At 70.1% G+C, this 17,668-nt stretch carries 15 protein-coding genes; 10 read left to right on the top strand and 5 right to left on the bottom strand.

The features are described 5' to 3' along the window. The first annotated feature begins 127 nt into the window (after window positions 1-127). Together ACZ3X1_RS33920 and ACZ3X1_RS33915 are read left to right on the top strand one after the other, a co-directional pair. Window positions 128-1,240: a winged helix DNA-binding domain-containing protein gene (locus ACZ3X1_RS33920; RefSeq protein ID WP_467282919.1), complete on the top strand. Its 1,113-nt coding sequence runs from the start codon at window positions 128-130 to the stop codon at window positions 1,238-1,240. Window positions 1,241-1,363: 123 nt separating this feature from the next. Continuing rightward, window positions 1,364-3,085 (top strand): AMP-binding protein, encoded by a 1,722-nt coding sequence (locus ACZ3X1_RS33915; protein WP_467282916.1) that lies wholly within the window; start codon window positions 1,364-1,366, stop codon window positions 3,083-3,085. Between the two features lie 113 nt (window positions 3,086-3,198). Here the strand turns inward: ACZ3X1_RS33915 and ACZ3X1_RS33910 are convergent, their stop codons facing one another. Together ACZ3X1_RS33910 and ACZ3X1_RS33905 are read right to left on the bottom strand one after the other, a co-directional pair. Further along, window positions 3,199-3,687, bottom strand: coding sequence for a glutathione peroxidase (locus ACZ3X1_RS33910; protein WP_356813840.1), 489 nt, complete (start codon window positions 3,685-3,687; stop codon window positions 3,199-3,201). Between the two features lie 68 nt (window positions 3,688-3,755). Further along, window positions 3,756-4,703, bottom strand: coding sequence for a hypothetical protein (locus ACZ3X1_RS33905; protein ID WP_467282913.1), 948 nt, complete (start codon window positions 4,701-4,703; stop codon window positions 3,756-3,758). A 267-nt stretch (window positions 4,704-4,970) separates the two neighbouring features. Between ACZ3X1_RS33905 and gcl the strand changes: the two genes are divergently transcribed. After that, window positions 4,971-6,758, top strand: a complete 1,788-nt coding sequence (gcl, locus tag ACZ3X1_RS33900; protein WP_467282910.1) for a glyoxylate carboligase — start codon at window positions 4,971-4,973, stop codon at window positions 6,756-6,758. Between the two features lie 1,138 nt (window positions 6,759-7,896). Here gcl and ACZ3X1_RS33895 read toward each other — a convergent pair. From ACZ3X1_RS33895 to ACZ3X1_RS33885, 3 genes are all read right to left on the bottom strand, one after another. Further along, window positions 7,897-9,354 carry a catalase gene (locus ACZ3X1_RS33895; RefSeq protein WP_030961149.1) on the bottom strand — a complete coding sequence of 486 codons (1,458 nt, stop codon included), beginning with the start codon at window positions 9,352-9,354 and terminating at the stop codon, window positions 7,897-7,899. Window positions 9,355-9,592: 238 nt separating this feature from the next. Then, a complete protein-coding gene (locus tag ACZ3X1_RS33890) occupies window positions 9,593-10,492 on the bottom strand; it encodes a 2-hydroxy-3-oxopropionate reductase (protein WP_356813837.1) in 900 nt (299 codons plus the stop codon). Window positions 10,493-10,567: 75 nt separating this feature from the next. Further along, window positions 10,568-11,401: a TIM barrel protein gene (locus tag ACZ3X1_RS33885; RefSeq protein ID WP_467282905.1), complete on the bottom strand. Its 834-nt coding sequence runs from the start codon at window positions 11,399-11,401 to the stop codon at window positions 10,568-10,570. 125 nt (window positions 11,402-11,526) lie between these two features. On the opposite strand from ACZ3X1_RS33885, the gene ACZ3X1_RS33880 reads away from it, so the two are divergent. The 7 genes from ACZ3X1_RS33880 to ACZ3X1_RS33850 all read left to right on the top strand — a co-directional run bounded on the left by ACZ3X1_RS33880 (window position 11,527) and on the right by ACZ3X1_RS33850 (window position 17,517). Then, window positions 11,527-11,778 carry a thiamine-binding protein gene (locus ACZ3X1_RS33880; protein WP_078848537.1) on the top strand — a complete coding sequence of 84 codons (252 nt, stop codon included), beginning with the start codon at window positions 11,527-11,529 and terminating at the stop codon, window positions 11,776-11,778. After that, the gene (locus tag ACZ3X1_RS33875; RefSeq protein WP_356813834.1) at window positions 11,775-12,158 is read left to right on the top strand and encodes a helix-turn-helix domain-containing protein; all 384 of its coding nucleotides are present in this window, start codon (window positions 11,775-11,777) and stop codon (window positions 12,156-12,158) included. The genes ACZ3X1_RS33880 and ACZ3X1_RS33875 overlap by 4 nt, the downstream gene beginning before the upstream one ends. 154 nt (window positions 12,159-12,312) lie before the next feature. After that, complete coding sequence (uraD, locus tag ACZ3X1_RS33870) at window positions 12,313-12,819, top strand: 2-oxo-4-hydroxy-4-carboxy-5-ureidoimidazoline decarboxylase (protein WP_356813833.1); 507 nt, start codon at window positions 12,313-12,315, stop codon at window positions 12,817-12,819. Between the two features lie 8 nt (window positions 12,820-12,827). Continuing rightward, the gene (gene uraH / locus ACZ3X1_RS33865; protein WP_356813832.1) at window positions 12,828-13,217 is read left to right on the top strand and encodes a hydroxyisourate hydrolase; all 390 of its coding nucleotides are present in this window, start codon (window positions 12,828-12,830) and stop codon (window positions 13,215-13,217) included. 1 nt (window position 13,218) lies between these two features. After that, the gene (gene pucL, locus ACZ3X1_RS33860) at window positions 13,219-14,142 is read left to right on the top strand and encodes a factor-independent urate hydroxylase (RefSeq protein WP_030822359.1); all 924 of its coding nucleotides are present in this window, start codon (window positions 13,219-13,221) and stop codon (window positions 14,140-14,142) included. Between the two features lie 194 nt (window positions 14,143-14,336). Next, window positions 14,337-15,740 (top strand): 8-oxoguanine deaminase, encoded by a 1,404-nt coding sequence (locus tag ACZ3X1_RS33855; RefSeq protein ID WP_467282899.1) that lies wholly within the window; start codon window positions 14,337-14,339, stop codon window positions 15,738-15,740. A 376-nt stretch (window positions 15,741-16,116) separates the two neighbouring features. Further along, the gene (locus ACZ3X1_RS33850; RefSeq protein WP_467282896.1) at window positions 16,117-17,517 is read left to right on the top strand and encodes a nucleobase:cation symporter-2 family protein; all 1,401 of its coding nucleotides are present in this window, start codon (window positions 16,117-16,119) and stop codon (window positions 17,515-17,517) included. Window positions 17,518-17,668 lie beyond the last annotated feature (151 nt).

Here is a 17,668-nt window from a genome sequence, read left to right as displayed (position 1 = left end):
GTGTTTACGGGCAAGGGGCAGGATATAGGGGGAAAAGACGACGGGTGCGGGCGCGGTCGAGTTCCCGCCGACCTTCGGTGTGGAGTTGCGGACAGAGGGTGTCCGCAAGGAGGGCTAGCTTGCTGTCATGGCCTCCAGGACGACACATCCCGTACTCGACACCCGCGCACTGAACCGTGCCACGCTCGCCCGCCAGCTGTTGCTGAGCCGCGCCGAGATGTCCGCGGGGGACGCCGTCGCCCATCTCCTCGGGCTGCAGGCGCAGAACGTCAAGCCCCCGTACTTCCAGCTGTACGCCCGCCTCGCCGGCTTCGAGCCCGCCGAACTGGCCGGGCTCATGGAGTCCCGCGAGGTCGTACGGATGGTCACCATGCGGTCGACGATCCACACGCACACCGCGCACGACGCCCTCACCCTGCGTCCCCTCGTCCAGCCCGCCCGGGACCGCGAGGTCAACTACTTCCGCAAGGGTCTCGCCGGCGTGGACCTCGACCGGCTGGCGCAGCGGGCCCGCGCCTTCGTCGAGGGCGAGCCGCGCACCATGGCCGAGATCCGCGAGGACCTGCTCCAGCAGTGGCCCGACGCCGACCCGCAGTCCCTTTCCGTCGCGGCGCGCTGCCTGTTGCCGCTGGTCCAGGTCACGCCGCGCGGGGTGTGGGGACGCAGTGGGCAGGTACGTCTCACCACCGTCGAGAACTGGCTCGGGGAGCCCGTCGGGGCGGCGCAGCCCGTGGACGACGTGGTGCTGCGCTACCTCGCCGCGTTCGGACCCGCCTCCGTCAAGGACATGCAGACCTGGGCGGGGGTGACCCGGCTGCGCGAGGCCTTCGAACGGCTGCGGCCGGGGCTCGCCGTCTTCCGCGACGAGAACGGCGCGGAGCTCTTCGACCTGCCCGACGCGCCCCGCCCCGATGCCGGCACCCCCGCGCCGCCCCGCTTCCTCCCGGAGTTCGACAACCTCCTGCTGTCGCACGCCGACCGCACCCGCGTGGTCCCGCCCGAGGTCAAGGGGCGCAGCTGGACGGGGAACCAGGCCCACTGCACCCTGCTCGTCGACGGGTTCCTGGCCGGGCTGTGGAGGCTGGAGGGCGGGGTGCTCACCGTGGAGCTGTTCGGCAGCGTGCCGAAGGCCGTGCGGGAGGAGATCGTCGCCGAGGGGGAGAAGCTGATCGCCGACATGGGCGGGCTGCCTGCCGAGTCCGCCGAGTCCGCCGTACGGTTCGCGCCGATCCGCCGCTGAGCCGCGCCGGGCCGACGGGCCGCCGACCCCCGGGCAAGCCCCGCAGCCCGGCCCCGCAAACGGTCAACTCGCGGCTGCCGTCACCCTGGTGGTCCGTACACCGAACGCGGCACGATACCTGCCATGACGACCGAAAGCCCCCGCAGCAGCGCCCCCGGCGACGCCGCCGACCCCACCGCCCAGTTCCTCGCCGCGCGCGATTTCCTGCTGGAGCGGCGCGGTGACTACGAAGCCGCCCGCACCGGATTCACCTGGCCCCGCCCCCACCGCTTCAACTGGGCCCTCGACTGGTTCGACCACATCGCCGCCGGCAACGACGCCGACGCCCTGCGCATCGTCGAGGAGGACGGCACCAGCGAGGCCCTCTCCTTCGCACAGCTCGCCGTACGGTCCGACGCGACCGCCACCTGGCTGCGCGGCCAGGGCGTCGCGCCCGGCGACCGGATCCTCGTCATGCTCGGCAACCAGCGCGAACTGTGGGAGGTGATGCTCGGCGCGATGAAACTGCGCGCCGTCGTCATCCCCGCCACCCCCCTCCTCGGCCCGGCCGACCTGCGCGACCGCGTCGAGCGCGGCCACGTGCGCCACGTCGTCGCGCGGATCGAGGACACGGCCAAGTTCGACGAGGTGCCGGGCGACTACACCCGGATCGCCGCCGGGGACCAGGTCGACCAGGTCCCCTCCGGCTGGCTGCGGCTCGCCGACGCCCCGGACGCCGTCGGCGGCTTCACCCCCGACGGGGAGACCCTCGCCACCGACCCCCTGATGCTCTACTTCACCTCCGGCACCACCGACCGCCCCAAGCTCGTCGAGCACACCCACGCCTCGTACCCCGTCGGGCACCTCTCCACCATGTACTGGCTCGGACTGCGCCCCGGCGACGTGCACCTCAACATCGCCTCGCCCGGCTGGGCCAAGCACGCCTGGTCCAACCTCTTCGCTCCCTGGAACGCCGGCGCGACCGTCTTCGTCCACAACTACGCCCGCTTCGACGCCGAGCGGCTGATGGCCGAGATGGACCGGCACGGCGTGACCACCTTCTGCGCCCCGCCCACCGTGTGGCGGATGCTCATCCAGTCCGATCTCACCCGGCTGGCCAGGCCCCCGCGGGAGGCCGTCGCCGCCGGCGAGCCGCTCAATCCCGAGGTCATCGAGAAGGTCCGAGAGGCCTGGGGCGTCACCGTCCGCGACGGTTTCGGCCAGACCGAGACCACTCTCCAGGTCGGCAACTTCCCCGGGGTCCCCGTCAAGCCGGGCTCCATGGGCCGGCCGGCGCCCGGCTACGAGATCGTCCTGCTGGACCCGGTCACCGGCAAGGAGTCCGCCGACGAGGGCGAACTGTGCGTGGACCTGCGCGTCCGGCCGGCCGGGGTGATGACCGGCTACCGGGACGACCCGGGGCGCACCGCCGAGGCCATGGCGGAGGGGCTCTACCGCACCGGCGACATCGCCGCCCGGGACGCCGACGGGTACCTCACCTACGTCGGGCGCTCCGACGACGTCTTCAAGGCCTCCGACTACAAGATCAGTCCGTTCGAGCTGGAGAGCGCCCTGCTGGAGCACGACGCGGTCGCCGAGGCCGCCGTCGTCCCCGCCCCGGACGAGCTGCGGCTGGCGGTACCGAAGGCGTACGTCACCCTCGCGGCCGGATGGGATCCCGGGCCGGAGACCGCCCGGGTGCTGTTCGAGCACGCCCGCGCCGTGCTGTCCCCGTACAAGAGGATCCGGTGCATCGAGTTCGCCGAGCTGCCGAAGACCGTGTCCGGCAAGATCCGGCGGGTGGAGCTACGGGAGCTCACGGCGGCGGGCTCCGCCGCCGAATACCGGGAGGCCGACCTGGGCTGAGGCGGCCGGCCGGCGGGGCCGGCCTGCGCGGCGCCCGTACGCGCGCTCCCGCACCCGCCCCGGGCCGCCCCGCCCCCGCACCCGCCCCGCGCCCGCCCGGCTCCTTACGCGTCTTACGCGGGCAGGTGCGCCTCGATCGCGGCGATGACCTCCGGCGCCTCCGGCTCGGTGCGCGGACGGAAGCGTGCCACGACCTCACCGGCGGGGGAGATCAGGAACTTCTCGAAGTTCCACTGGATGTCCCCCGCCTCGCCCTCCGCGTCGGGGGTCTTCACCAGCTCCTGGTACAGGGCGTGCCGGTTGTCGCCGTTGACCTCGGACTTCTCTAGCATCGGGAAGGTGACGCCGAAGCCCGCCGCGCAGAAGGTCTGGATGTCGTCGGCGTTGCCGGGCTCCTGCCCGCCGAACTGGTTACAGGGCACGCCGATGACCGTGAAGCCCTTCTCCTCGTACTTGAACTGCAGGCGGGCCAGTCCCGAGTACTGCGGGGTGAGCCCGCACTGCGACGCGGTGTTCACCAGGAGGATCGCCTTGCCCTTGTGCGCCGCCAGGCTGGTGGGCTCGTCGGACAGGGTGGTCAGCGGGATGTCGTACAGGCTCACGGGACTCTCCTCGGCAGGCAGCGGGTAGTGCCACGAGCCTAAAGGGTGGTCAGGGGGTGCCCCGCCGGTCAGGCCCCCGATCCGACCAGTTCGTCCGCCGGGTCGTTGACCGGCTGCGGCATGCCGGTGAGGTCCATGACGAACAGCGGTATCCCGAGATCGTCCGCGCGGCTGCGGGCGTCCGCCGTGTACCCGGCGAGGGAGAAGTAGACGCTGGTCGCCGAAGCGGTGAGTCCGTTGAGCCAGACGCACTCCACCGCCCGCAGCCCGGCCGGCGCGGTGGTCGGGTCCACCTGCGCCACCAGCCCCGGAGCCCGCAGGTCCACCGCCGCCGACGGGATCGGCCGGCCGTCGGGCTGGCGTACGTCCTGGAAGCCGAGCCAGCGCAGGTACAGCGCGGCGGTGGCCACCGCGTCCCGGGCCGTACGGATGGTCACCGGCCGGAACGCGGGCCGGGGCACCGCCGCGGTCGGCGGCAGCGGTACGTGCGCCGGGTTCACCTCGGGCCGCGCCGCCGCCGGGCCGCGGCCGCTCCCGGGCCTGCCCGTGCGCCCGTCGCCCCGGAGATCGCCCGGGGCGTCGTCCGCCGCAGTCTCTGCCCGTGCGTCGGACGGGGCGTCGGCCCGGGCGTCCGCCGGGGCATCGCCGCGCGGGTCCGGCGGATCCGCCGGGCCCGCCGCGCCCGCGGGATCCGCCGCGGCACCGGGCCCGGCGCCCGGCCCCGTACCGGCCTGCGGTGCCTGCGAGCGCTCCGGCGGATGCACCGGGAGCCGCACCACCGTGCCGCACGATCCGCACCCCAGCTCGGGGTGCGGCCACTCGCTCTCCCGCCCGCACGTCGTGCACCGCACCGCCACCCAGCTGTCCGACCAGGTGCGGTGGGTCAGCGGCACCGGTGGCGCCGACAGGTCCAGCGGGGGATTGACCGGGCTCCCGCAGGCGCAGGGGAAGACCGGCGCGGTGTAGCCGTTCTCGCGCAGGCATGCCGGGCAGCGCACCGGTACCGCTTCCGCCATGACCCCTGACCCCCTCCGTCGCCCTGCGTAGGTCCATGCTCCACCACCGGCGACCGCCGGGGCGAGGGTGCGCGCCATTTCGGCCCCGTTCCCGCCGGGCGGATCGGGGATTTGTGCAAGTCACCGAGCGAGGTGCCGCTTTTGGTGGCTTCCGGGGTCCGCAACCGCCTTGACGCCGAAGAAGACGCCGCTTAGCTTGTTCCGTATAGCAGAACAAAACTTCCGGATTACGGAAAAGCCTGACCGCCAGACCCGCAGGAGAACCTGATGCCTCGTATGACAGCCGCCGCTGCTGCAGTTGAGATCCTCAAGCTCGAGGGTGTCGAACAAGCGTTCGGTGTTCCCGGTGCTGCGATCAACCCCTTCTACCGCGAGCTCAAGAACGTGGGCGGCATCAACCACACGCTCGCCCGCCACGTCGAGGGCGCCTCGCACATGGCCGAGGGGTACACGCGCGCCAAGGCGGGCAACATCGGCGTCTGCATCGGTACCTCGGGCCCGGCCGGCACCGACATGATCACCGGCCTGTACTCCGCCATCGCGGACTCCGTCCCGATCCTGTGCATCACCGGTCAGGCTCCGGTCTCGAAGCTCCACAAGGAGGACTTCCAGGCTGTCGACATCGCCTCGATCGCCAAGCCGGTCACCAAGGCCGCCACTACGGTCCTGGAGGCGGCGCAGGTTCCCGGCGTCTTCCAGCAGGCGTTCCACCTCATGCGCTCCGGCCGCCCCGGCCCGGTCCTCATCGACCTGCCGATCGACGTCCAGCTGACCGAGATCGAGTTCGACCCGGCGACCTACCAGCCGCTGCCGGTCTACAAGCCGCAGGCCAGCCGCGCCCAGGCCGAGAAGGCCCTGAGCTTCCTGCTGGAGTCCGAGCGCCCGCTGATCGTCGCCGGCGGCGGCATCATCAACGCCGACGCCTCAGACCTGCTCGTCGAGTTCGCCGAGCTGACCAACATCCCGGTCATCTCCACCCTCATGGGCTGGGGCGTCATCCCGGACGACCACGAGCTGGCGGCCGGCATGGTCGGCGTCCAGACCTCGCACCGCTACGGCAACGCGACCTTCCTGGAGTCGGACGTCGTCCTCGGCATCGGCAACCGCTGGGCCAACCGTCACACCGGTTACAACCTGGACGCGTACCTGGGCGACCGCAAGTTCGTCCACGTCGACATCGAGCCCACCCAGATCGGCAAGATCTTCGCCCCGGACTTCGGCATCGCCTCCGACGCCAAGGCCGCGCTGGAGCTCTTCATCGAGGTCGCCAAGGAGCTCAAGGCCGAGGGCAAGCTGCCGGACTTCTCCGCCTGGGCCGCCTCCGCCCAGGAGCGCAAGGCCACCCTCCAGCGCCGCACGCACTTCGACAACATCCCCATGAAGCCGCAGCGCGTCTACGAGGAGATGAACAAGGCGTTCGGCCCCGAGACCCGCTACGTCACCACCATCGGCCTCTCCCAGATCGCCGGCGCGCAGATGCTGCACGTCTACAAGCCGCGCCACTGGATCAACTGCGGCCAGGCCGGCCCGCTCGGCTGGACCATCCCGGCCGCCATCGGTGCCGCCACCGCGGACCCGGAGACCCCGATCGTCGCGCTCTCGGGCGACTACGACTTCCAGTTCATGATCGAGGAGCTGGCGGTCGCCGCCCAGCACAAGGTCCCCTACGTCCACGTCCTCGTGAACAACGCCTACCTTGGCCTGATCCGTCAGGCGCAGGGCGGCCTCGGCATCAACTTCGAGGTGAACCTCGAATTCGAGAACGTCAACACCCCGGAGATCGGCGTCTACGGCGTCGACCACGTCAAGGTCGCCGAGGGCCTGGGCGTCAAGGCCATCCGCGTCACCGACCCGAACGAGCTGGGCGCCGCCTTCGAGCAGGCCAAGAAGCTGGCCCAGGAGTTCCAGGTCCCGGTCGTCGTCGAGGCCATCCTGGAGCGCGTCACCAACATCTCGATGAGCAAGACCGTCGACATGAGCGACGTCACCGAGTTCGAGGAGCTCGCGACCGAGCCCGGTCACGCCCCCACCGCGATCAAGGCCCTGCAGGTCTGATCCACGGCCCCGGCCGTACGCGGCGACCCCCGTCCCTCCGCGAGGAGGGCGGGGGTCGCTCCGCGTTCCGCCGCCGTACGGGCCCGCCCGCCGCGTCCGTTCGGGGCTCCCTCCCGAGCGTCGGCCGCTACCGGCCGGGGCCGGGGCCGGTGGCGGCGGTCGCGCTGCCCGGCGCGGTACTGCTGGAGCCGATCACGGCGCTGCCGGTCTGCCGGCCCTCATTCATGGGGCAACGACCGTGGTCCATCTGGCCGTGCGCCTCCGGCCGGGCCGCCGGCAGAGAGCCTTCGACCTCGGCGGCCTCGAACTGCCGGCCGCGGCGCGGTCTGCGCGCAGCCCCGGACGCTGCTGGCGCTGTTCGTCCCGGGAGGGCTGTTCTTCCTCGGCATCCTGCTGTTCGACCGCGAGGCCCTGGACACCGAACCCGGCTCCGACACCGACTGGTGGGGGCCGCCCGCGACGAGGTGCTCGCCGTGCGCCGCGAGCCGGCCGACCAGGTCGCCAGCGCCCCCCGAGCGCCGGTCTGCCCGCATTCCGCGAGGACGTGCCCGACGCCCGGACCGCGGCGGCGGCCGTTTCCGTGCTTCGGCGGCCCGATCCCGGCATGGTCTGCACATGCAGGGTGCGCCGATCGCGCGCTTCCCTCCAGGTGTTCGGGCGGGAGTCCGACCAGCCGCCCGCACTGCGGCCCACCTCCGTTCCACCGGCACGCTGACCGCCTGGTACGACAAAGCGCCGAGTCACGGGACCGTCCGTGACTCGGCGCTCTGGTTTTTACCGCCCGACGGTGCGAGGCTGGCGCGACAGGACGTTCGCACCGCCGGGCGGAGTGTGTGGGGAGGAGTCTCCTCTTCTCGCAGGGGACTCTGTGCGTGGCCCTGTGAGAAGAGGAGTGGCTGGGGACCGTGGCGGGCGGGCGACGAGAACTCCGGCATCGTCTCCCTCAGGTCAAGAGACGGGCCTCGGAACCCATTACCACCGCACTGGCTCGCACGCTCGCCACGGTCCTCACGCGGCGCCAGCCGCATGGACTGGCGCAGTCTGCCCTCTCCGCGTACCACCCCTCATCCGGGTCCACGGGTCGGGCTCAGCACCCGGGGCCTGACCTCCCGTCAGGCCCCCGGTACATCGGTGCGGCTCAGGCGTCGCGCAGGGCGCGGACGGCCTCCTCGACGCGACGGCCGTAGTCGGCGTCGGCGGCGTGGAAGTGAGCCAGGTTCTTCTCGATGACGTCCTCGAGGGTGACCTGAGACAGGCCGCCGGCGATGTTCGCCACCAGACGCTGCTTCTCGGCCTCCGACATCAGGCGGTAGAGCTCACCGGCCTGGAAGAAGTCGTCGTCCTTGGTGTGGGCCGGGGCCTCGTGGGTGCCCGTGTAGCCGGAGACGGCCTTCGGGGCGCCCAGCGCCAGACCGGTCTCGGCCGGGCCCTGGTACGAGTTGGGCTCGTAGTTCTTGTCGTGGCGCGAGCCGTTGCGCAGCGCCATGACGCCGTCGCGGCCGTAGTTGTCGGCCTTCGTCGCCTTCGGGGCGTTGACCGGCAGCTGGGTGTGGTTCACACCGAGGCGGTAGCGCTGCGCGTCGGCGTAGGCGAACAGGCGTCCCTGGAGCATCTTGTCCGGCGAGGCGGTGATGCCCGGGACGAAGTTGTTCGGGGAGAACGCGGACTGCTCGACCTCGGCGAAGACGTTGTCCGGGTTGCGGTCGAGGACCAGGCGGCCCACGCGCTGCAGCGGGTAGTCGGCGTGCGGCCACACCTTGGTGAGGTCGAACGGGTTGAAGCGGTAGTCCGCGGCCTCGGCGGCCGGCATGATCTGGACGTAGAGGGTCCAGCTCGGGTTCACACCGCGCTCGATCGCCTGGAGCAGGTCGGTCTGGTGCGAGTTGGCGTCCTTGCCGACGAGCTCGGCGGCCTGCTCGCTCGACAGGCAGCGGATGCCCTGGTTCGTCTTGAAGTGGTACTTGACGAAGAAGGCCTCGCCCTGCTCGTTCGTCCACTGGTAGGTGTGCGAGCCGTAGCCGTTCATGTGGCGGTACGACGCCGGGATGCCGCGGTCACCCATCAGCCAGGTGATCTGGTGCGTGGCCTCGGGGGCGTGCGCCCAGAAGTCCCAGACGTTGTCCGGCTCCTGCTTGCCCGTGAAGGGGTCGCGCTTCTGGGAGTGGATGAAGTCGGGGAACTTGATCGGGTCCTTGATGAAGAACACCGGGGTGTTGTTGCCGACGAGGTCGTAGTTGCCCTCTTCGGTGTAGAACTTCAGCGCGAAGCCGCGGGGGTCGCGCACCGCGTCCGCGCCGCCGAGGGAGTCGGCGACGGTGGAGAACCGCAGGAAGGTCTCGGTCTTCTTGCCGACCGTGTTCAGGAAGGCGGCGCTGGTGTACGCGGTGACGTCGTCGGTCACCTCGAAGTAGCCGTAGGCGGCCGAGCCGCGGGCGTGCACCACGCGCTCCGGGATGCGCTCGCGGTTGAAGCGGGCGAGCTTCTCCAGGAGCTGCTGGTCCTGGATCAGGAGCGGGCCACCGACGCCGGCGGTGGCGGAGTTCTGGTTGTCGGCGACCGGGGCGCCGGACTCGGTCGTCAGCGTGCGCTTCGACATGGTGACCTTCCGTACGGGTAACTGCTGACGGAAAGCGTCTTCCGTCATGCGGAACAGCCTAAATTCGGCGAGAACTAAACGTCAACAGTTTGTTGAACGAAGTTGTGAGGAGAGATGACCCGGACGGTGCCGGCGCTTGGGCGCGACAGGACAGGTGTCAGCACCGGCACCGTCCGGAGACTCAGTGCCCCCTCGGGGAGGGGACGGGCCGGGCCCTGCGAGGGCCCGGCGGGGGGACTCAGACCTGGGCGCCGGAGAGGCGCTCGACGGCGCGCAGCAGGGCCGAGTGGTCCAGGCCGCCGTCACCCTGGGCGCGCAGGGAGGCGACCAGCTGGGCGACGACCGCGCCGACCGGGAGGGCCGCACCGACGTTGCGGGCGGCGTCGGTGACGATGCCCATGTCCTTGTGGTGCAGGTCGATCCGGAAGCCGGGCTTGAAGTCGCGGTTCAGGAAGTTGTCCTTCTTGCGGGTCAGGACCGTGGAGCCGGCCAGACCGCCGTTGAGGACGTCGAGGGCGGCCTGGAGGTCCACGCCCGACTTCTCGAGGAAGACGACGGCCTCGGCACACGCCTGGATGTTCACCGCGACGATGAGCTGGTTGGCGGCCTTCACCGTCTGGCCGGAGCCGTGCGGGCCGCACAGGACGATGGTCTTGCCGAGGGCCTCGAGGATCGGCAGGGCCGCGTCGAAGTCGGCCTTCTCGCCGCCCACCATGATCGACAGGACGGCCTCGATGGCGCCGGCCTCGCCGCCGGACACCGGGGCGTCGAGGACGCGGATGCCCTTCTCGGCGGCGTTCTTCGCCAGGTCCACGGAGGTCTGCGGGGTGATCGAGGACATGTCGACGATCAGCGCGCCGGACCTGGCGTTCTCCAGGATGCCCTCGGGGCCGTAGTTGATGGCCTCGACCTGGGGGGAGGCGGGCACCATCGTGATGATCACGTCGGCGTCCTTGACGGCCTCGGCGATCGAGCCGGCCGCGGTGCCGCCGGCGGCCGCCAGGCGGTCAAGCTTGTCCTGCTCCAGGGTGAAGCCGGTGACCGAGTAGCCGGCCTTCAGGAGGTTCTCGGCCATCGGGGAGCCCATGATTCCGAGACCGATCCAGGCAATCTTCGGGAGCGCAGCGGGGTTGCTCATGATGAGGGTCCTTCTCTTAATGCTTCGTACGAAAAGTGCGTGAGGTGCCTGGCTGATCGCCCGTACTTGGTCCTCCTACTTGGCGGCGCGGGCCTCGGCCGGCAGCCATGCGAAGGAGGCGGCAGCGTCGGCGGCCTTGTACTCGAGGCCTACGTAGCCCTCGTATCCGGCCTTCTTCAGCTGGTCGAGCAGCTCCTCCAGGGGCAGCTCGCCGGTGCCCGGAGCACCTCGTCCCGGCTTGTCCGCGATCTGGACGTGCCCGGTCTTGGCGGCGTACTTTTCGATGACCTCGGAGAGGTCCTCATCGTTCATCGCCAGGTGGTACAGGTCGAGCAGGAACTTGGCGTTGCCGAGGCCGGTGGCCTCGTTCACCTTGTCCACCACCTCGATGCCGGCCGGGGCGCTCACCAGCGGGTAGAGCGGCGACTCGGGCTTGTTGAGGGTCTCGATCAGGAGGACCGCACCCACGCGGTCGGCGGCCTGTGCGGCCACGACCAGGTTCTTGAGGGCCAGCTCGTCCTGCACGGCCGCGTCCACGCCTTCGACGCGGTTGCCGTAGAGGGCGTTCAGCGCCTTGCAGCCGACCGAGGCGGCGAAGTCCGCGGCCACGTTGATGTTGGCGTTGAAGCGGTCCGACTCCTCACCGGGTACCGAGACCGCGCCGCGGTCCGGGCCCGGCAGCCGGCCGGCGTAGAAGTTCAGGCCCACCAGCTGGGTGCCGGCGTCCTCAAGGGCTTTCTTGAGGGCGTCGAGCTCCTCCTGAGCGGGGGTGGGGGTCTCGATCCAGGGCCACCACAGCTCGACCGCCGTGAAGCCCGCTGCGGCGGCGGCCGCGGGGCGCTCCAGGAGCGGGAGTTCCGTGAAGAGGATCGACAGGTTCACATCGAAGCGCTGGTCCGTGTATCCCATGAGGGGTGTGCGCTCCTTCCGTATTGCGGAAGTTATTTTCTGCTTGATGGAAGACTGCATGGGGTTCCGCGCGGATGTCAAGTGCGGACTCCCGAAAAATCGAGACAGCGCGGTAGCTTGACCGCGTGCGATTGAGAGTGGAGTTCACGACCGAGCCCTTCGATCTCGAAGAGGCCCCCGACCACGCCGTGGCGGCCCGCGAGGTCATCCAGAAGGCCCAGCTGGAGGCGGTGGACGTCGGCCCGTTCGGCAACACCGCGGAGGGTGAGGCCGACCGGGTGCTGTCCGCGGTGACCGCGCTGCTGCGCGACTCCCTGGAGGCCGGGGCCACGCGCGTCACCCTCCAGGTCAACGTGATCGGCGAGGAGACGCCATGACCGAGCCCCGCGACCACCCGTTCGTCACCGCGGTCAAGCCGCTCGTGGACGCCATGGGCGGCGAACTGATGGACCCGGCCCAGGCCACGCCCGACGACGTCGTGCTCAGCTGGGAGGGTCAGGACCTGCTCGCGGTGCGCCTGCCCCAACTCTCGGACTCGCTGGACCACATCCTCGCCGCGCTGGAGCGCCGGCACGGCGTACCGTTGTCACAGCTCGACCGGAAGTCCAAGCAGGACGTCGTGCGGATACTGGAGGCGCGCGGCGCCTTCTCCGTCCGGCACGGTGTGGAGACGGTCGCGGGCGCCCTGGGGGTCAGCCGCTTCACGGTTTACAACTACCTGAACAGGGAAAATCCCAGCAGAAACAGCCAAGCGTAAACATCTTCTGACCCACAGTGACGAGCCGTCGCCCAATTCACCCGGGCGGCGGCTTTTGTGTACGGGAAGTTTCAACAAAGTGTTGACGCCGTGTGGTGGAGAGCGTTAGCTATGCGCAGCCCGTCAAAGCAACAACAGGCCACGGAGGCCTACCGTGACTTCGAGTCCGACCCCGGGTCTCACCCGGATCAACACCTTGGACGACAGTGCGGCCACGGCCGAACTGCACGAGGTGTGCGCCAGCTCGGCGTGGGGGAGCAAGATGCTCGCCCAGCGCCCCTTCGCCACCGCGGAATCCCTGTTCGCCGCGAACGAGACCGCCATGGCGGAACTCACCGCGGAGGACCTGGCCGAAGCGATGGCAGGCCACGCGCCGATCGGCCGGCCGAAGCCGGGAGACCCGACCTCCGCCCGCGAGCAGCGCGGTATGGCCGGTGCCTCCGAGGAGCTCAAGAACGAACTCCTCGAACTGAACCTGGCCTACCAGGAGAAGTTCGGCCACGTCTTCCTCATCTGCGCCACCGGTGCGACCGGTGAGTTCATGCGGGACGCGGTCAAGGTCCGGATCGGCAACTCGCCGGAGCAGGAGCGGGAAACCGCCCGCGGTGAGCTCGTCAAGATCAACCGGATCCGCCTGACCCGCCTCGTAGAAGGAGAGTGAGACCGACCATGAGCACCGAGACCACCGCGTCGGTGTCCACGCACATCCTGGACACCAGCATCGGCAAGCCCGCCGAGGGCGTCGCCGTCTCCCTGTCGGCCCGTGCGGGACTCGACGGGGAGTGGGCGGCCCTGGGCGGATCCGCCACCGATGCGGACGGGCGCTGCAAGGACCTGCCGGCGCTGCCGGAGGGCACCACCCACGTACGTCTCGACTTCGAGACCGAGACGTACTTCTCAAAGAAGCAAGCCGAGGCGCAGCAGGACGCCCCCCGCGTAAGGGACAGCGCTACGTTCTTCCCCGAGGTCACCATCACGTTCGCGGTGCACCCGGGCGAGCACTACCACGTACCGCTGCTGCTCAACCCGTTCGGCTACTCCGTTTACCGAGGGAGCTAGCATGGCCACGATTCTGGGCCAGAACCAGTACGGCAAAGCAGAGAACCGCGTCGTCAAGATCACGCGGGACGGCGACACCCACCACATCAAGGACCTGAACGTCTCGGTCGCCCTCTCCGGCGACATGGACGACGTCCACTACTCCGGCTCGAACGCCAACGTCCTGCCGACGGACACCACCAAGAACACGGTGTACGCGTTCGCCAAGGAGTACGGCATCGAGTCCGCCGAGCAGTTCGGCATCCACCTGGCGCGCTGGTTCGTGAACAGCCAGGAGCCGATCCAGCGCGCGCGCATCCGCATCGAGGAGTACGGCTGGGACCGGATCGCCACGTCCGACGCCAACTCCAAGTTCATCGGCGCCGACGAGGTGAAGCACTCCTTCGTCCGCCAGGGCCAGGAGACCCGTGTCACCCAGATCACGTACGACGGCCAGAACTGGGAGGTCATCTCCGGCCTCAAGGACCTGGTCGTCATGAACTCCACGAACTCCGAGTTCTGGGGTTACGTGAAGGACAAGTACACGACCCTGCAGGAGGCTTACGACCGCATCCTGGCCACCCAGGTGTCGAGCCGCTGGCGCTTCAACTGGTCGGACGACGAGCAGCGGATGCCCAACTGGGAGAAGTCCTACGCCGAGACCCGCAAGCACATGCTGCAGGCCTTCGCGGAGACCTACTCCCTGTCGCTGCAGCAGACGCTGTACCAGATGGGTTCGCGCATCATCAACCACCGTTCGGAGATCGACGAGGTCCGCTTCTCGCTCCCGAACAAGCACCACTTCCTCGTCGACCTGGAGCCCTTCGGCCTCAAGAACGACAACGAGGTGTACTTCGCCGCGGACCGTCCGTACGGTCTGATCGAGGCCACGATCCTGCGGGACGGCGCCGACGCGCGCATCCCGGTGGACATGACCAACCTCTGAGAGCGCGGCACGCGCGTCCCGGGGCTCCCCGCAGTGGCCCCGGGACCGCGCAACACGACCCAACTTCCTGAATCGGCACCCGGACGCACCACACGGGGCGGCAGTACTGTCAGCTGCCAAGGCCCCGGCTCCGGCACTCAAATCCCCTGGGTCCTGCCGTGCCCGCACCGCCACTGAAAGCACGAGGAAGTCCCATGGCAGCATCGGCAGCCCATGACAGCGCCGTCGAGCGCATCGTCATCGAGAACTGTGCGATCGCGACCGTCGACGCCAATGACACCGAGTACGCCTCGGGCCACATCGTCGTCGCAGGCAACAAGATCGAGTTCATCGGTGCGGGCAAGGCCCCCGAGAACCTCGAGAACGTGGTCCGCCGGATCGACGGCACCGGGCACCTCGTGACCCCCGGTCTGGTCAACACGCACCACCACTTCTACCAGTGGATCACGCGTGGCCTGGCCACCGACCACAACCTCTTCAACTGGCTCGTCGCCCTGTACCCGACGTGGGCGCGCATCGACGAGCAGATGACGTACACGGCCGCGCAGGGCTCCCTCGCCGCGATGGCCAAGGGCGGTGTGACCACCGCGATGGACCACCACTACGTCTTCCCCAAGGGCTCCGGCGACCTCTCCGGCTCGATCATCCGCGCCGCGTCCGAGATGGGCGTCCGCTTCACCCTTGCCCGGGGCTCCATGGACCGCAGCGAGAAGGACGGCGGCCTGCCGCCGGACCACGCCGTCGAGACCCTCGAAGGCGCGCTGGCCGACACCGAGGCGACGGTCAAGAAGTTCCACGACGCCTCCTTCGACTCGATGACCCAGGTCGCCGTCGCCCCCTGCTCCCCCTTCTCGGTCTCCACCGAGCTGCTCAAGCAGGGCGCCGAGCTGGCCCGCCGCCTCGGTGTGCGCATGCACACCCACGGCAGCGAGACCGTCGAGGAGGAGAAGTTCTGCCACGAGCTCTTCGGCATGGGCCCCACCGACTACTTCGAGTCGACCGGCTGGCTCGGCGAGGACGTGTGGATGGCGCACAGCGTCCACATGAACGACTCCGACATCGCCGCGTTCGCCCGCACCAGGACCGGTGTCGCGCACTGCCCGTCCTCCAACGCCCGTCTGGCCGCCGGCATCGCCCGCGTCCCGGACATGCTGGCCGCCGGCGTCCCGGTCGGCCTCGGCGTGGACGGCACCGCCTCCAACGAGTCCGGTGAGCTCCACACCGAACTGCGCAACGCGCTGCTGATCAACCGTCTGAACCCGGTGCACCGGGAGGCCGCGCTCAACGCCCGCCAGGCCCTGCGCCTCGGCACCTACGGCGGCGCCCAGGTCCTCGGCCGCGCCGGCAACATCGGTTCGCTGGAAGTCGGCAAGTGCGCCGACCTGGTCCTGTGGAACCTGAACACCTTCCTGCACTCCTCGATCGCCGACCCGGTGACCGCCCTGGTCTTCGGTGCGGCCGCCCCGGTGACGGCCTCGTTCGTCAACGGCAAGCAGATCGTGGAGAACAACCGGCTGCTCTTCGCCGACGAGGACGCCATCGCGGTGTCCACGCGGGAAGAGGCCCAGCGCCTCGCGCGGCTCTCCGCGCAGGCCTGATCTCCGCCCAGCCACCACCGCTGGGAGGGGCCCCAGAAGTCCGGCCGGGGGGGACGGCCTCCGGCCGGCGGCCGCGGACCCGAGCGGGGTCCGCGGCAGCCGTTCCCGGGGTAGCGCCCGAGGTGATCCGAGGGCGCCCCCGGGGGCGGTGACTCGTGCCACTGCGCTCCCGCGCGCGCATCGCGCCATGGCCACGGCACCTCCAGCCCCGCGGCAGGGACCACAGCGGAACCGGTTTTGGGCGAATCGTTTCTGCACCCCTTGGGACATGCAGTCGCACCACCCACAACTCCATACAGGCTCGACTTGCACTCCTTTCGCACCACCTCCAAGACACCCACGTCCCTGCCGACGTGTTACCCGACCGGAGGAAGCCGTGGCCGCAATGCCCAGGTTTCGCAAAGACGCAGTCGCAGTACCGCAGGTCTCCGCGGAGAAACACCCGGTCGACGAGACCCTGCCTCCGCTGAAAATGTTCACCAGCGGTCTCCAGCACGTGGCCGCCATGTACGCGGGTGTCGTCGCCCCGCCGATGATCGTCGGCCCTGCCGTGGGGCTCTCCGCCACCGAGACCGCCTTCCTGATGGGCGCCTCGCTCTTCACGGCCGGCCTGGCCACCCTCCTCCAGACCCTCGGCTTCTGGAAGATCGGCGCCAAACTCCCCTTCGTGAACGGCGTTTCCTTCGCCGGAGTGACCCCGATGATCGCGATAGGCAAGGGGGAGGGTGCGGACGCCCTCCCCGTCATCTTCGGGGCGATCATCGTCGCCGGGGTCATCGGCTTCCTGGCCGCCCCGTACTTCGGCAAGCTCGTCCGCTTCTTCCCGCCCGTCGTCACGGGCACGGTCATCACCCTGATCGGCGTCTCACTGCTGCCCGTCGCCTTCAACTGGTCGCAGGGCGGCAACCGCACCGCCGCCGACTACGGCTCGATGCAGAACATCGGCATGGCCGCCGTCACCCTGGTGATCGTCCTGCTCATGCGCAAGTTCCTGCGCGGCTTCCTCCAGCAGATCTCGATCCTGCTCGGCCTGGTCGCGGGCACGCTCATCGCCCTGCCGCTCGGCATGACGAGCTTCGACGCCGTCAGGAACGCGTCCCTGGTGGGCTTCCCCACCCCGTTCCACTTCGGCGCCCCGCAGTTCCAGGTCGCCGCGATCATCTCCATGTGCATCGTCATGCTCGTCTGCATGACCGAGTCCACCGCGGACATCCTGGCACTGGGCAAGATCGTCGGGCGGCCGGCGGACGAGAAGGCCATCGCGGGAGGCCTGCGCGCCGACACCCTCGGCAGCGCGGTCAGCCCGCTCTTCAACGGGTTCATGTGCAGCGCCTTCGCCCAGAACATCGGCCTGGTCGCCATGACCAAGGTGCGCAGCCGCTTCGTCGTCGCCGCGGGCGGCGGCATCCTGATCCTGCTGGGCCTGTGTCCGATGGCGGCCTCCGTCATCGGAGTGGTCCCGCTGCCCGTCCTCGGCGGCGCCGGCATCGTCCTGTTCGGTTCGGTGGCCGCCAGCGGCATCCAGACCCTGGCCGGGGCGGCCATGGAGAAGGGCGAGAACGCCCTGATCGTCGCCGCCTCCGTGGGCATCGGCCTGATCCCGATCGCCGCGCCGGACTTCTACCACGCCTTCCCGAAGGACCTGTTGGTCGTCCTCGACTCCGGCATCAGCACCGGCTGCGTGGTGGCCATCGTGCTGAACCTGGCCTTCAACCACCTCGGAGCCAGGAAGGGCGCGGCCTCGGGGGCCGCACCCGGACCGGTGCCGGTGCACTGACCGGCCCGAGGGAGCACGGCGGTGGGGGCGGCCCCCCCCCCGGGGGGGGGGGGGGCCCCCCCCCGCGCGGGGGGGGGGGGGGCGCCCCGGGGCCCGACGGACGGGGGCCGGGGGGCGGGGTGGGGGCGGCCCCGCACACGGTGTCGGGAAA

The organism is Streptomyces sp. NPDC023541 (assembly GCF_055559995.1).
Note: the sequence above shows the minus strand (reverse complement) of the source record. Positions and strands in the feature narration are given on the sequence as shown.

Excerpts from the sequence above, each read along its gene's own strand:
- ACZ3X1_RS33920 (WP_467282919.1), top strand. The coding sequence starts at position 128 with ATGGCCTCCAGGACGACACATCCCGTACTCGACACCCGCGCACTGAAC.
- ACZ3X1_RS33915 (WP_467282916.1), top strand. The coding sequence starts at position 1,364 with ATGACGACCGAAAGCCCCCGCAGCAGCGCCCCCGGCGACGCCGCCGAC.
- ACZ3X1_RS33905 (WP_467282913.1), bottom strand. The coding sequence starts at position 4,703 with ATGGCGGAAGCGGTACCGGTGCGCTGCCCGGCATGCCTGCGCGAGAAC.
- gcl (WP_467282910.1), top strand. The coding sequence starts at position 4,971 with ATGCCTCGTATGACAGCCGCCGCTGCTGCAGTTGAGATCCTCAAGCTC.
- ACZ3X1_RS33895 (WP_030961149.1), bottom strand. The coding sequence starts at position 9,354 with ATGTCGAAGCGCACGCTGACGACCGAGTCCGGCGCCCCGGTCGCCGAC.
- ACZ3X1_RS33890 (WP_356813837.1), bottom strand. The coding sequence starts at position 10,492 with ATGAGCAACCCCGCTGCGCTCCCGAAGATTGCCTGGATCGGTCTCGGA.
- ACZ3X1_RS33885 (WP_467282905.1), bottom strand. The coding sequence starts at position 11,401 with ATGGGATACACGGACCAGCGCTTCGATGTGAACCTGTCGATCCTCTTC.
- ACZ3X1_RS33875 (WP_356813834.1), top strand. The coding sequence starts at position 11,775 with ATGACCGAGCCCCGCGACCACCCGTTCGTCACCGCGGTCAAGCCGCTC.
- uraH (WP_356813832.1), top strand. The coding sequence starts at position 12,828 with ATGAGCACCGAGACCACCGCGTCGGTGTCCACGCACATCCTGGACACC.
- pucL (WP_030822359.1), top strand. The coding sequence starts at position 13,219 with ATGGCCACGATTCTGGGCCAGAACCAGTACGGCAAAGCAGAGAACCGC.
- ACZ3X1_RS33855 (WP_467282899.1), top strand. The coding sequence starts at position 14,337 with ATGGCAGCATCGGCAGCCCATGACAGCGCCGTCGAGCGCATCGTCATC.